15 protein-coding genes are annotated in these 12,615 nt (G+C 68.4%); 7 read left to right on the forward strand and 8 right to left on the reverse strand.

The window, feature by feature from the left end:
* Positions 1-447 precede the first annotated feature (447 nt).
* The gene (locus AB0F41_RS30600; protein ID WP_357429898.1) at positions 448-1,278 is read right to left on the reverse strand and encodes an alpha/beta hydrolase; all 831 of its coding nucleotides are present in this window, start codon (positions 1,276-1,278) and stop codon (positions 448-450) included.
* Between the two features lie 23 nt (positions 1,279-1,301).
* Between AB0F41_RS30600 and AB0F41_RS30605 the strand changes: the two genes are divergently transcribed.
* On the forward strand, positions 1,302-2,036 hold the full coding sequence (locus AB0F41_RS30605; protein ID WP_357429900.1) for an SDR family NAD(P)-dependent oxidoreductase: 735 nt from the start codon (positions 1,302-1,304) through the stop codon (positions 2,034-2,036).
* A gap of 24 nt (positions 2,037-2,060) precedes the next feature.
* Here AB0F41_RS30605 and AB0F41_RS30610 read toward each other — a convergent pair whose 3' ends face one another.
* Positions 2,061-3,101, reverse strand: coding sequence for a UDP-N-acetylmuramate dehydrogenase (locus AB0F41_RS30610; protein WP_357429922.1), 1,041 nt, complete (start codon positions 3,099-3,101; stop codon positions 2,061-2,063).
* Between the two features lie 90 nt (positions 3,102-3,191).
* On the opposite strand from AB0F41_RS30610, the gene AB0F41_RS30615 reads away from it, so the two are divergent.
* The 4 genes from AB0F41_RS30615 (at position 3,192) to AB0F41_RS30630 (ending at position 5,905) form a co-directional block, all read left to right on the forward strand.
* Positions 3,192-3,680, forward strand: a complete 489-nt coding sequence (locus tag AB0F41_RS30615; RefSeq protein ID WP_357429902.1) for a DUF2505 domain-containing protein — start codon at positions 3,192-3,194, stop codon at positions 3,678-3,680.
* Positions 3,681-3,763: 83 nt separating this feature from the next.
* Positions 3,764-4,279 (forward strand): DUF2505 domain-containing protein, encoded by a 516-nt coding sequence (locus tag AB0F41_RS30620; RefSeq protein WP_357429904.1) that lies wholly within the window; start codon positions 3,764-3,766, stop codon positions 4,277-4,279.
* Positions 4,249-5,103 carry a class I SAM-dependent methyltransferase gene (locus AB0F41_RS30625; protein ID WP_357429906.1) on the forward strand — a complete coding sequence of 285 codons (855 nt, stop codon included), beginning with the start codon at positions 4,249-4,251 and terminating at the stop codon, positions 5,101-5,103. Before AB0F41_RS30620 ends, AB0F41_RS30625 begins: the two co-directional genes overlap by 31 nt.
* 73 nt (positions 5,104-5,176) lie before the next feature.
* Complete coding sequence (locus AB0F41_RS30630; RefSeq protein ID WP_357429908.1) at positions 5,177-5,905, forward strand: DUF2993 domain-containing protein; 729 nt, start codon at positions 5,177-5,179, stop codon at positions 5,903-5,905.
* Positions 5,906-5,942: 37 nt separating this feature from the next.
* Here the strand turns inward: AB0F41_RS30630 and deoC are convergent, their stop codons facing one another.
* A complete protein-coding gene (deoC, locus tag AB0F41_RS30635; RefSeq protein ID WP_357429910.1) occupies positions 5,943-6,611 on the reverse strand; it encodes a deoxyribose-phosphate aldolase in 669 nt (222 codons plus the stop codon).
* A 92-nt stretch (positions 6,612-6,703) separates the two neighbouring features.
* Here deoC and AB0F41_RS30640 point away from each other — a divergent pair, with 92 nt between their 5' ends.
* The gene (locus AB0F41_RS30640; RefSeq protein WP_357429911.1) at positions 6,704-7,249 is read left to right on the forward strand and encodes an N-acetyltransferase; all 546 of its coding nucleotides are present in this window, start codon (positions 6,704-6,706) and stop codon (positions 7,247-7,249) included.
* A 68-nt stretch (positions 7,250-7,317) separates the two neighbouring features.
* Complete coding sequence (gene purU, locus AB0F41_RS30645) at positions 7,318-8,208, forward strand: formyltetrahydrofolate deformylase (RefSeq protein WP_357429913.1); 891 nt, start codon at positions 7,318-7,320, stop codon at positions 8,206-8,208.
* A gap of 55 nt (positions 8,209-8,263) precedes the next feature.
* Here the strand turns inward: purU and AB0F41_RS30650 are convergent, their stop codons facing one another.
* The 5 genes from AB0F41_RS30650 to AB0F41_RS30670 all read right to left on the reverse strand — a co-directional run bounded on the left by AB0F41_RS30650 (position 8,264) and on the right by AB0F41_RS30670 (position 12,244).
* On the reverse strand, positions 8,264-9,310 hold the full coding sequence (locus AB0F41_RS30650; protein ID WP_357429915.1) for an alpha/beta hydrolase: 1,047 nt from the start codon (positions 9,308-9,310) through the stop codon (positions 8,264-8,266).
* A 90-nt stretch (positions 9,311-9,400) separates the two neighbouring features.
* On the reverse strand, positions 9,401-9,697 hold the full coding sequence (locus tag AB0F41_RS30655; protein WP_357429917.1) for a DUF2516 family protein: 297 nt from the start codon (positions 9,695-9,697) through the stop codon (positions 9,401-9,403).
* A 67-nt stretch (positions 9,698-9,764) separates the two neighbouring features.
* Complete coding sequence (locus tag AB0F41_RS30660; RefSeq protein ID WP_357429919.1) at positions 9,765-10,439, reverse strand: heparin-binding hemagglutinin; 675 nt, start codon at positions 10,437-10,439, stop codon at positions 9,765-9,767.
* The gene (locus tag AB0F41_RS30665) at positions 10,414-10,929 is read right to left on the reverse strand and encodes a helix-turn-helix transcriptional regulator (RefSeq protein WP_357429920.1); all 516 of its coding nucleotides are present in this window, start codon (positions 10,927-10,929) and stop codon (positions 10,414-10,416) included. Before AB0F41_RS30665 ends, AB0F41_RS30660 begins: the two co-directional genes overlap by 26 nt.
* A 97-nt stretch (positions 10,930-11,026) precedes the next feature.
* Positions 11,027-12,244, reverse strand: a complete 1,218-nt coding sequence (locus AB0F41_RS30670) for a DUF445 family protein (RefSeq protein ID WP_357429924.1) — start codon at positions 12,242-12,244, stop codon at positions 11,027-11,029.
* Positions 12,245-12,615 lie beyond the last annotated feature (371 nt).

The following is a 12,615-nucleotide window of genomic DNA, read 5'->3' on the forward strand; positions in this document are numbered from 1 at the left end:
GCATGTGGCGAAGCCACGAGTCTCGAGGGCTGACAGCAGACGCTTCGGGGGCCGAACCCCGCGCGCGCCAGCGCGCCAATAAACACAGCACCTTCACGAGCAAGGCCACCTCCCCCACCTTCACAGGCAACGTCACCTGCTCCCCTTCACGGGCAACATCACCCACCCGACCTTCGCGAGCAACGTCACCTGCCCCACCTTCACGGGCAACGCCACCTACCCCACCTTCGCGAGCAACACCACCTACCCCACCCTCACGAGCAAAGCCACCTCCCCACCCCCACGAGCAAAGCCACCTCCCCACCCCCACGAGCAAAGCCCCCCACCCCCACCAACAAGCCCACCCAGACACCTGAGCATGTTCCACGAACCATGTAAGTGCTCGAGGCCGCAGCCTGTGGTTTGTGCGCGCACACCACCTGCGGCGGGGGACCGGCGCTTTCGTTGTCAGTGGGTGGACGCGGCGGAGGCGAAGTTGCGGATCTCGGTGACGAAGCGGTCCGGGTCCTCGATGAACAGCCCGTGCTTGGCGCCCTCCCAGATAGAGGCGCGGCCCAGCGGAGCGGTTTCGGCGATATAGCGGCCGTCGGCGACCGGTACCACCGGGTCCGCCGACCCGTGCAGCACCAGCACCGGCACATCCAGACCCCGGAGGGTCTCGGTGTTGTCCACCGTGCGATAGAACAGCGCCTTGCGCACGAACGGTGGCGTGGCCAGGCTCGCGCCGAACAAGCGCTGCGCATCCGGCCCCTTGTCCCGCCGAGAACCGGTGTTGGCATCGCCGAAGGCGGTGAACCCGCGCATCGCCCGCCCGGGACTCTCCTCGAAAACCGCCGGTATCGCCTGCTGCATCGCCTCCCCGACCTCGGCGCCCGGCACCCCCTTGCCGATATTGGCCATCGACCCGGTGTAGACGACCCCCGCGACCGCGCCCGTCCCGTACTCGGCGAGGTAATCGCTGATCACGATCCCGCCATAGGACCACCCCAGCAGTACGGCGCCGGCCTCGATCGACTCGGCGGCCAGTACGGCCGCGATATCGCCCGCCCAGTTCTTCGGCTCGTCGTAGCCGGTCCGCGGGGCATCCGAATATCCGTGTCCCCGCAGATCGACCGCCACCACCCGGAAATCGGCGGCCAGATCCTCGAACACCGACCCCCAGCAGCGCAGATCCGCCGACCACCCGTGCACCAGAACCAACGGCGGGGCATCCGGTGATCCGCCCGTCCGGTAGACGATGCCGGTGCCGTCGATGCTGCGGGCTTCTCTGATGGCCATGACCGCATCATAGGATCGGGTTCATGAGCACACGCACCGCTGTTGTCACGGGAGCCAGTTCGGGAATCGGTGCGGCCACCGCCCGGGAACTCGCGAAACAGGGGTATCACGTCTATGTGGGCGCCCGGCGGGTAGACCGGCTGGCGGCGCTGGCCGAGGAGATCGGCGGGACGGCGCTGGAACTCGATGTCACCTCCGACGAATCGGTGCAGGCTTTCGCCGCGGCAGTCGGCGAGGTGAACGTGCTGGTCAACAATGCCGGCGGCGCCAAAGGGCTGGCCACCGTCGCCGACGCCGACCTGGACGACTGGCGCTGGATGTGGGAGACCAACGTCCTGGGCACCCTGCGGATGACCAAGGCCCTGCTACCGAAACTCATCGCGTCCGGCGACGGCCTGATCGTCACCATCACCTCGGTCGCCGCCTTCCACGCCTACGACAATGGGTCCGGTTACACCTCCGCCAAACACGCCCAGGCGGTGCTGCACCGGACCCTGCGCGGCGAACTCCTCGGACAGCCGGTGCGGCTCACCGAGATCGCACCCGGCGCGGTGGAAACCGAATTCTCCCTGGTTCGTTTCGACGGCGACGCCGACCGCGCGGCCGCTGTCTATCAGGGCATCGACCCGCTCGTCGCCCAGGACATCGCCGAGATCGTCGCCTTCGCGGCGAACCGCCCGCCGCATGTCAACCTGGACCAGATCATCGTCAAACCCCGTGACCAGGCGGGCCCGGGCCGCTTCGCCCGACGCCCCTGAGCCCGCAACGCCGTCGGATGGGTGTCAGATCCGCGTTCCCACGGTGACCGGCTCCGGAACCAGGACGACACCGAACCGCTCGGCCACTCCGTCCCGGACCACGCGCGCCAGCGCCACGATATCGGAGGCTCTCGCCTCGCCTCGGTTGGTGAGGGCCAGGGTGTGCTTGGTGGACAGCCGGGCGGCCGCATCCGGGCCCGGGAATCCCTTGCCGAAACCGGCGTGCTCGATCAGCCAGCCGGCCGAGAACTTCACGCCGTCAGGCGCCGGGTAGGTGGGGAAGGCGGTCTCACCGAGATGGTCACGAATGGCCGCACGCACCCGGTCCACCGCATCGGCCGGGACGACCGGGTTGGTGAAGAACGAACCCGCGCTCCAGGTGTCGTGATCGGCGGGATCGAGCACCATCCCTTTACCCGCGCGCAGGCCGAGGACGGCCTCGCGGACGGCGGCCGCGGGCCGGGATTCACCGTCGCCGGCGCCCAGTATCCGGGCCAGTTCCCCGTACCGCAGCGGTGCGCTCATCCCGGACGGGTCCAGCGCGAATTCGACCGCCAGCACCACCGCGTCATCGGTGTACTTGAGACGGCTGGTGCGGTAGCCGAGAGCGAGGTCCGCGGGACCCACCCAGTGGGTCTGCCCCGACGCCCGATCCAGCAACCGCACCCGGCGCAGCAACTGGGCGACCTCCACGCCGTACGCCCCGACGTTCTGCACGGGGGTGGCCCCGGCCGAGCCGGGGATACCGGACAGGCATTCCAGCCCGCCGAACCCGGCCGCCACGGTTTTCGCCACCACCGAATCCCAGTTCGCGCCGGCTTCCACCGTGACCCCGTCGGCGCCGAACTCGACCCCGTCGCTCGCGACGCGGACCACCACGCCGGGAACCGGGTCATCGGATACGAGCAGGTTGGACCCACCGGCCAGCAGCAGCAGTGGCACACCGGCGGCGTCCAGCGCCCGGACCGTGGCCACCAGCGACGCGGTGGTGGCGCAGTCGGCGACCGTGGCCGGGCCGCCGACCCGCAGTGTGGTGAGTTCGGCGAGCGGCACCGCGGGCCGCACCTGGCCGCCGGTTCCGGCCAGCACGGTACGCAGTTCGTCCGCCGGGACAACCCGAGAAGTTCGCACGACCAGACGGTAGCCTGTTCGGTCATGGCTACAGCGCTGGCGTATACGGCTCGCTATTCCCACCCGGTCACCGCGATCCGTGAGGCGTTCTGCACCGAGCAGTACTGGCGGGATCGCATCGAGGCGGTGGGCGGGCCGAACGCGAAGTTCGTCTCGCTGACCGTGCAGGAAGAACAGGTACGGATCGAGGTGGTGCAGACCATTCCGTCCGACCTGCTGCCGGCCGCCATCACCGCCGTGCACCCCGGCGATCTGGTCATCCCGCGCACCGAACTGTGGTCGGGTACCACCGGTAGTTTCGAGGCCCGCGTCGAGGGCGCTCCGGCGGAGGTCCGGGGCACCATCACCGCGACCGACGAGCCCACCGGGGCGGTCGCCGAGATCTCCGGCTCCATCGAGGTGAAGATCCCGCTGTTCGGCCGCAAGATCGAAGAGGCCATCGGGGAACGGCTCACCGAACTGCTCGCCGAGGAGACCGAGTTCACCAACGGCTGGATCGCCGAGCGGGGGTAGCGGCGCCGATCCGCTCCTACCTGCGCACGCGCACCGTCGGCCGCCGGAGGGTGCGCGTAGCCATGGGCGGTAACCTACCGCCCATGGCTCGCCGACTCGACTATTCCGCCCGCTACCCGCTGCACACCACCAAGGAGCTCTACGCGGCGCTGACGAACCGGGATTACTGGGAGGCACGAGTGGAGGAGATGCGCAAGTACTCCCCCAACGAGGTCGTCTCCCTCGACGCGAGCGAGGACGGGATCGACGTGGTGCTGCACCACATCCTGCCCCGCGATGTGCTGCCCGAGATCGCCCAGTCGGTGATGCGCAAGGATATGGTCATCACCCGCAAGGAGAGCTTCGGCCCGTTCGGGCCGGAGGTCGACGGCAGGTACTCGGCGTCGATCCCGGCCGGGCCGGGCAGCCTCACCGGCACCATCAGCCTGTTCCCCACCGAAACCGGCTGCACGATGCGGATGTCGTCGGAGGCCAAGGTCTTCATCCCGATGGTCGGGCCGCGACTCGAACAGCTCATGCTGGTGAATCTGGTGGACCTGTTCCGCGCCGAGGCCGAAGTGACCCAGAAATGGCTGGACGAGCACAAGTCCGCCGGCTGAGCGTTCCGCTGGGCACCGTCACCCGCGGCACCACCGGCACGAACCGGCTCCGGCGCAGCGACCGGCAGCTCATGCACGATCCGCGGATCACCGCTGTGCTGCGCGGCGCGGCCGACCCGCTGGTGGTGGATCTCGGCTACGGGGCGCAACCGTGGACGACGCTGGAACTGGCCGCCCGGTTGCGTACGGTCCGGCCCGATACCCGGGTGGTGGGTCTGGAGATCGATCCGGCCCGGGTCGTGCCCGCCCGCGACGGTGTGGTCTTCGCGCGCGGCGGTTTCGAATTGGCGGGGCTGCGCCCGATTCTCGTCCGCGCGTTCAATGTTCTGCGCCAATACCCGGAGACTTCGGTCGCCGGGGCGTGGCAGACCGTTCTCGCGGGCCTGGCGCCCGGCGGGTTACTGGTGGAGGGGACCTGTGACGAACTGGGCCGCCGCTGCGCCTGGGTGGTGCTGGACCACTCCGGCCCGCGTTCGCTGACCCTGGCCTGGGATCCGCTCACGGTCGGACGCCCCTCGGATCTGGCCGAGCGACTCCCGAAGGCACTCATCCACCGCAATATCCCCGGCGAACGGATCCACACACTGCTCACCGCCGCGGACCGCGCCTGGGCACACAGCGCCGCGCTGGCGTCCTACGGTCCGCGGGTGCGCTGGCGGGCGGCCGCTGATCTCATGCGGGAGCAGGGTTTTCCGGTCCGTGATGTCCGGCGGCGACTGCGCGACAACATTCTCGAAGTGCCGTGGTCCACGGTGGCGCCCGCCGGACAGGCGGACGTCGCCATGTGTCCTAGATCACAATCAATTCCCGGGAACCGGGGCTGACGTCGACACCTTCACCGTATGCCCATATCCGGGCCTCATAGCCGGCACAGAATCATCGGGAAGAATCTCACTCATGCCCACCAAGTCCCTGTCTGTCCCCAAGGTCAGCCGCCGGACCACCGTGATCGCTCTGGTCGTCGCGCTAGTACTGGTGGCCGGTGCGTTGATCGGCGGTGAAGCCTATGCGCGGCACCGCATCGCGAGCTGCATCAGCTCGCAGTTCGAGAAGGAAATGGGCTCCCAGATCAATGTCGGTTTCGGAGCCAAACCGTTGCTCATCACCTGGCTGGACGGGAAGGTCTCCCGGATGGATGTCGACAGCGAGGGCGCCGAGTTCGGCCCCGCGGTCGGTATGCAGGTGCATGCGCAGTTCCACGACATCACGATGCCGGAAGGCAGTACCAGCGGCAGTTCGATCGGCAGTTCCTCGGCCGATGTGAGCTGGAGCAACACCGGAATCAGCGAAACCCTGAAAGGGCTCGTCTCGGACGTGGTCTCCGACCCCACCACCGGATACCTCACCATGAAGGTGCTGGGCGGTATCGGCGAACTCCAGGTCGTGCCCCAGATCCAGGACGGCAAAGTCGATGTGTCGGTCGCCCAGGCGCAGTTCCTGGGATTCGGGATACCGGACGACCTGGCCGAGGGCGTCGTGGATCTGATGACCGAAAGCCTGCAGACCTATCCGCTCGGCATGCAACCGACCGAGCTGCGGGTCACCGACAGCGGTATCGAGATCGATCTCGCGGGCGGCGAGGCCCAGCTGCCGGCACCCGCCGAAGGTAGTAATGCCTCCTGCTGACCACCGGCCCGCGCGCGATCGCGGGCCGGCCCCGGTCTCATTCCGGGAAACCGTCGAGAACAGCGCGACTGCGCGACAATCCGAGCCGGGTCGCACCCGCGGAGATCATCTCGGCGGCGGCTTCCGCAGTCCGGATCCCGCCGCTCGCCTTGACGCCGAGGCGACCGCCCACGGCCTGCGCCATCAGCCGCACGGCACGCACGTCGGCACCGCCCGCGGGATGAAAGCCGGTGGAGGTCTTCACGAAATCCGCACCCGCTTGTTCGGCGGTCCGGCAGGCCTCGACGATCGCCTCATCCGGCAGCGCGGCGGATTCGATGATGACCTTCAGCACCGCGCGGTCCGAAATCGACTCGCGCACCACGATGATATCGGCCAGGACCGCCGCGAAATCGCCGGCGAGGGCCGCCCCCACGTCGATCACCATATCCACCTCGGCCGCGCCCTGCTCCACCGCCAGCCGCGCCTCGGCTCCTTTCACCAGCGAATGATGTTTGCCGGAGGGAAAACCCGCGACGGTGGCGACCACCACGCCCGGGGCCCGGACCGGAAGCATCGCCGGCGAAACGCAGATGGCGTAGACCCCGAGCTCACGCGCCTCGTCCACGAGCGCGGTAATATCCGCGCTCGTCGCCTCCGGCGCCAGCAGGGTGTGGTCGATCATTGCGGCCACTTCGGACCTGGTCAGCGACTGCGAATCGGCCATGGCTCCAGAGTCTGGCATACGCGCGGCGAATTCCGTTGCGCGCCTCGGACCGCTCACGCACACTCGTATCGGCCGCCGAAGAGAGGACGCCGTTGCTGATCCGCCGCGAACGCATCGTCGACGCCCCCGCCATCGCCGCCGTACACCGCAGTGCGTTCGCGCCGCACTACGCACCCGGCGGACTCGCCGCCGGGGCCGGAGATCCCGAGGCGCCGCCCGAGGTCGCGCTGGTGAACCGGTTGCGCAGTGATCCGGCCTGGATCCCGACCCTGTCGATGGTCGCGGTGGCACGCGAGACCGTGGTCGGTCATGTCTGTGTGACCCGGGCGACGGTGGGCCCCTTCCCGGTGCTGGCCCTCGGCCCGATCGGGGTGCTCGCCGAGGCACAACGGGATGGTGTGGGCGCGGCGCTCATGCACGCGGTGCTGGGCGCCGCGGACGCGCTGGACGAATCGCTCGTCGGGCTGCTGGGCAGTCTCGAGTACTACCCACGCTTCGGGTTCCAGCCGGCCGAGCGGCTGGGCATCACCCCGGACCAGCCGGACTGGGCGAGTCACTTCCAGATCCGGCCGCTGACCGCCTACGACGCGCAGATCCTCGGCGAGTTCCGCTATCCCGAGCCGTTCTACGCGCTCTGACCGGCTCCCGCACCGGTGCGGCCGGAGGCGCGGACGGCGGCCCGGGCCCGCCCTGTCAGGATGACCTCATGGTTTCCGCCGTTCCCGCCGCCGACGACCGTCGCTACGTGCTCACCCTGGGCTGCCCCGACCGTCCCGGCATCATCGCCACCATCACCTCGTTCATCGCCGGGTTCGGGGGATCCATTCTGGAGGCGGGCTACCATTCCGACCCCGAGACCGGCTGGTTCTTCACCCGCCAGTCCATCAAGGCCTCGACCGTCCCGTTCGGTGTGGAGGACCTACGGCAGCGGTTCCGCACCATCGCCGACGAACTGGGCCCGCGCACCGAATGGCAGGTGCACGATTCAGGGGTCCGGCGCCGGTCGGTGGTACTGGTGAGCAAGGAGGGGCACTGCCTGCATGATCTGCTGGGCCGGGCCACCTCGGGTGAACTGCCGTCCACCATCGAGGCGGTGATCGGTAACCATCTCGACCTCGCCGCGATCACCGAGGCGCACGGTATTCCGTTCCACCACGTGCCGTTCCCGAAGGACCCGGCCGAACGCGGACCGGCCTTCGAGCGGATGCGCGAACTGGTCGACCGCCACGACCCGGACGCGGTGGTCCTGGCCCGGTTCATGCAGGTTCTTCCGGAGGGCCTGTGCGAGCACTGGGCCGGCCGGGCCCTCAACATCCACCACAGCTTCCTGCCGTCGTTCGTCGGCGCCCGCCCGTATCACCAGGCCTTCGCCCGCGGCGTGAAACTCATCGGCGCGACCTGCCACTATGTGACGCCCGAACTGGATGCCGGCCCCATCATCGAACAGGACGTGATCCGGGTGGACCACGCCGACGAGGTGAGCGATATGGTCCGCCAGGGTCGCGATATCGAACGCGTCGTCCTGGCCCGCGGACTGCGCTGGCATCTGGAGAGCCGCGTCCTGGTGCACGGACGCCGCACCGTGGTGTTCTCCTGAACGTAGCGACGACCGATACTCGGCCGGATCTCGGCCGACCGCGCGGCCCCGGATCTCAGCCGACCGCGTCGGCCCGCTCCCACGCCGCGGTGAGCACCTGATCGAGCACCTCGTCGAACTCCTCGATCGCTTCCAGATTGCCGAGATGGCCGGTGGGCAGCAGCACGAACCGGACCAGGTTTCCGGCCTCTTCCAGCCAGGCCGCGATCTGCTCGGCATGCACCGCGGGGGTCATATCGTCGGCGGTGCCGGCGATCACGGTGGTGGGCACGGTCAGGTTTCGGGCGGCGTCACCGAGGTCCATTTCCGCCAGCAGCACGCCGAACGCCGAGCGCACCCGCGACCGGCAGGAGCGCACGATATTCATCCCGAACTCGATCGCCTCCGGATCAGCGGCCAGGCTCATGATCTGGCGGGCGAAAATCCAGCGGACCGCCGCCACCGGCGGGAACACGATCCGCGCGCCCAGACCGTTGCGGCCGAGCCACATGGGCAGCGGGACCATCCGGTTCAGCAGCGGCAGCTTCCGGTTGAACAGCGGTACGACGGTGGTCTCGGCGACCAGCGAATGCGGCCCGGTATTGGCCAGCACCACTGATAGCGCCTGTTCGGCGACCCGCTGCGGATATTTACCGGCCCAAGCCTGCAGGGTCATCGCGCCGAGGCTGTGGCCCACCAGTACCGCGCGCTCACCGGGGCGCAGGACCGTATCGAGGACGGCACAGAGGTCGTCGGCCAGGAGGTGGCAGTCCAGTTTCTCCGGGGCGCCGAAATCGCTCTCCCCGTGCCCGCGCAGATCGAACGCGATGATCCGGTATCGCCCGGCGAACTCGTTGATCTGCGGATTCCAGTACTCGAGCGAGCAGGTCCAGCCGTGGACGAGGACCACGGGCGGGGCATCGGCGGGGCCGTAGGCGTGTACTCGCAGCCGGGCGCCGTCCGCGGCCCGGGTCTCGATGACCTCGTGCTCCACTCGCGGCGGATTCAGTGCCGGGTTGCGGTATCCGCCCCGGGAACGCAGTCCGGCACGGTGGACCTCGAACAGACTCTCGATCTGGTCCGCGACGGCGCCCAGGGCCGCCTTCGGCATCGTCGCGCGCATCGGCACACTCCTTTGTGTTACTGATTGACACAGTAACCCTTGGAGTCGCGCCCTGCCACCCGGGTGTCGCGGCCCCGCCGCGAAGGCGTCCTACCAGCGCGGGCCGCGCTGGACTTCGTCCAGTTTCGGCCGCACATCGGCGAGGTAGATCCCCGTCGCGATGATCGCGATGAACGCCAGCAGCCCCAGCCCGGAGGACCCCACCAGCAGCAACAGCGCCGCCACGGCCAGAATCCCCAGCCAGATCGGTTTCGTCAGTTTGTCGACCGCGGTGAACGCGTCGGAACGCTGGCGCACGGCGTGCACCAGCGCGAATACGGTCGCGCCCAGCGCCAACAGCCGTAGCGCGAGCATGATCCACCCGGTCAAGCCATACACCTGTTCCACCCCACCATGATAAGAGCAGCGCCCCGCGCACCACAGGTGCACGGGGGCGCGAGCCCTCTCCGCCCGATCAGATGTCCTTCGGTGCGGCTTTCTTCGGGGTGGCCTTCTTCGCGGCAGGGGCCTTCTTGGCGGCGGGAGCCTTCTTCGCCGGAGCCGGCGTGGGCGCGGGAACCGGAGCGGGCTCGACGACTTCGGCGTCGAGGACGTCGGGCGTGGCGGGGGCGTCCGCCGCCACGCCCGGCGCATCGTCCGCGGTCTCGTCCTTGCCGGGACGGCCGATCAGGCCGTTGACCCGGCCCAGCACCTCTTCGGCCCGGACGCTGGCATCCTTGTAGAAGCTCTCGACCCGGCCGACCTGCTCTTCGACGAGATGGTTCGCGCGCAGCCGGTCGACGGTCTCCTCACCGCGCACGGCGAGATCGGAGTAGATATCGACCACCTGGCGGTAGTACTGCTCGGCGAGCCGGCGCAGCTCCTCGGCGGTGAACTTCTCCCGCAGTTCGGCGAGATCCTCGGGCAGCTCGGACGGCAGCTCCGACAGCCGGGTACGGATCTGCTCGAACTGGGTCTGCACATCGGCAGGCAGCCCGGCGAAGCGCTCACGGGCCACATCGACCCGGCCGTTGACATCGGTTGCGCGTCCCCGGACCTGGGTCACCGCGTCCACGACCGCGGCGTACACGGCGTCCGTGGCACCGACAGTGGCGAACAACGGCTTAGCGGTGGTGTTCTTCTCGGTCATTTATATCGCTCTCCTGGCGTGGAGCATCGGTGGTCGGTTGTGGAACAACGCTGTCCCGGTCGAGCGTTTCCTCCGGCCCGTTCTCCCGGCGGAACGACTCGTATATGTCCAGGAGCACCTGTTTCTGCCGCTCGCTGATCGCGGGATCGGCCAGCAGGGCGTCCCGGACGGGACTGTGCGCCCGCTGCTCGAGAAAGCCGGCACGCACGTACAACACCTCCGAAGACACTCGCAGCGCTTTGGCGATCTGGGCGAGCACTTCGGCCGAGGGGTTCCGTAACCCGCGCTCGATCTGACTGAGGTACGGGTTGCTGACCCCCGCCAGCTGGGCGAGCTGACGCAACGAGACCTGAGCGGCCTCACGCTGCGCCCTGATGAACCCGCCGATGTCCTGCGCCGCGTTGACGACGCGGGCTGCCTTGTCGCCGGCGCCGGCCGACACGGCCGGATCGTCGGTGCGCTGGCTGAAAACCTCGGACTGGTCGGCCATCACTCACCTTCTGGCGTTGTACGAACGCAACGATAGAACAGGGTGCTAGCTATTGCAAGCACTCTTGTTAGCAGGGGTTGATTTGGCTTCGGCGCGGTCATCCGCCGAACATCAGATGCGACACCGTGTAGATCATCAACCCGGCCAGACTCCCGACCACCGTGCCGTTGATCCGGATGAACTGCAGATCGCGACCCACCTGCACCTCGATCTTCTTACTGGCCTCTTCCGCATCCCACCGGGCGACCGTATCGGTCACGATGGTGGCGATCTCGTCGGCGTAGTTGGCGGCCAGATAGCGGGCGCCCCGCTCGATCCAGCCATCGATCTTCGTCCGGGTCTCGGTGTCGTCGCGCAGACGCTCACCCAGCTGCTGCACGTTCTCGGCCACCTTGCGGCGCAACGTGCTGTCGGGGTCGTCCGCGGATTCGAGGATCAGCCGTTTGGCGGCCCGCCAGGTGGCCTCGGCCAGACCGGTGATCTCCTCCCGGCCCATGATCTCGGTCTTGATGCGCTCGGCCTTGGCGATCATGGCCTCGTCGTACTGCAGGTCGTCCGCGAATTCCTCCAGAAAGCGGTTCGCCGCCAGCCGGACCTCGTGATCGGGGGTGGACCGGACCTTCCAGGTGAACTCGACCAGCTCCCGGTACACCTTCTCCGCCAACAGCACGTTGACGAACTTCGGCGCCCACTGCGGCGCCTCGCCCAGCACGATCCGGTCGACGGTCTCCTGACTGCCCAGCGCCCACTGATGGGCCCGCTCGGCGAGCAGATCCAGCAGCGGCAACTGACGATTGTCGGCCAGCAACTCGGCCAGCACCCGGCCGATCGGCGGACCCCACTGCGGTTCGGCGATCCGTTTCACGATGGTGTTGTCGATCACCTGCTCGACATCCTCATCCCGCAGGGCGCCGACCACCGCGCGCAGAATCGTCGAACTCTCGTCGGCCACCCGGGCGGCATTCCCCGGTGCGGCCATCCACCGGCCCATCCGCCACGGGATCTGCGCGGAATTCACCTTCGCCGTCACCACCTCCGGCGACAGGAAGTTGGTGCCGACGAAATCACCCAAACTGGCGCCCAGCTGGTCCTTCTTCCGGCGAATGATCGCGGTATGCGGAATCGGCAGCCCGAGCGGATGCCGGAACAGCGCCGTCACCGCGAACCAATCCGCGAGCGCGCCGACCATCCCCGCCTCGGAAGCCGCCCGCACATAGCCGACCCAGTCACCCGCCCCACCCCGCGACTCCAGCCACCGGCAGACCAGATAGATCACCGTCGCCACGGCCAGCAGGCCCGTCGCCATGGCCTTCATCCGCCACAGGTCGCGCTTCTTGGCTTCCTCATCGGTAAGAGTCGCGAAAACACCCGGGGAACCCGCCGGGCCGCCGGGTGCGGTCCCCCCGGAAGCGGACTCGAGCACCGCACTACTACCGGTCGGTTTCTGCATGCTGTTTATTCTGCCTGGAATGTTGGAGGCGCTCCGCGCCTCGAGGGGGCTGTGATTTTGGAGCGACCCCTTCGCGGAGGGTGGGAGGGGGTTGAAGCGACCCCACCGCCAAGGGGAGTTTGGATCGACGCCTCCGTCATAGGTCGGGCTGTAATTTTGGAGCGGCTCCGCCGCTCGAGGGTGGGGCCCTATTAACCCGGTTCTTCACTCCCGCCGGTCGGTCGCTGCGCTCCCTC

This window comes from Nocardia sp. NPDC024068 (assembly GCF_040638875.1).
GTDB lineage: Bacteria > Actinomycetota > Actinomycetes > Mycobacteriales > Mycobacteriaceae > Nocardia.

What these genes read in the sequence shown, in the direction of transcription:
- AB0F41_RS30600 (WP_357429898.1), bottom strand. Translation starts at nt 1,278, where the DNA reads ATGGCCATCAGAGAAGCCCGCAGCATCGACGGCACCGGCATCGTCTAC.
- AB0F41_RS30605 (WP_357429900.1), top strand. Translation starts at nt 1,302, where the DNA reads ATGAGCACACGCACCGCTGTTGTCACGGGAGCCAGTTCGGGAATCGGT.
- AB0F41_RS30615 (WP_357429902.1), top strand. Translation starts at nt 3,192, where the DNA reads ATGGCTACAGCGCTGGCGTATACGGCTCGCTATTCCCACCCGGTCACC.
- AB0F41_RS30620 (WP_357429904.1), top strand. Translation starts at nt 3,764, where the DNA reads ATGGCTCGCCGACTCGACTATTCCGCCCGCTACCCGCTGCACACCACC.
- AB0F41_RS30625 (WP_357429906.1), top strand. Translation starts at nt 4,249, where the DNA reads ATGGCTGGACGAGCACAAGTCCGCCGGCTGAGCGTTCCGCTGGGCACC.
- AB0F41_RS30630 (WP_357429908.1), top strand. Translation starts at nt 5,177, where the DNA reads ATGCCCACCAAGTCCCTGTCTGTCCCCAAGGTCAGCCGCCGGACCACC.
- deoC (WP_357429910.1), bottom strand. Translation starts at nt 6,611, where the DNA reads ATGGCCGATTCGCAGTCGCTGACCAGGTCCGAAGTGGCCGCAATGATC.
- purU (WP_357429913.1), top strand. Translation starts at nt 7,318, where the DNA reads ATGGTTTCCGCCGTTCCCGCCGCCGACGACCGTCGCTACGTGCTCACC.
- AB0F41_RS30650 (WP_357429915.1), bottom strand. Translation starts at nt 9,310, where the DNA reads ATGCGCGCGACGATGCCGAAGGCGGCCCTGGGCGCCGTCGCGGACCAG.
- AB0F41_RS30660 (WP_357429919.1), bottom strand. Translation starts at nt 10,439, where the DNA reads ATGACCGAGAAGAACACCACCGCTAAGCCGTTGTTCGCCACTGTCGGT.
- AB0F41_RS30665 (WP_357429920.1), bottom strand. Translation starts at nt 10,929, where the DNA reads ATGGCCGACCAGTCCGAGGTTTTCAGCCAGCGCACCGACGATCCGGCC.
- AB0F41_RS30670 (WP_357429924.1), bottom strand. Translation starts at nt 12,244, where the DNA reads ATGAAGGCCATGGCGACGGGCCTGCTGGCCGTGGCGACGGTGATCTAT.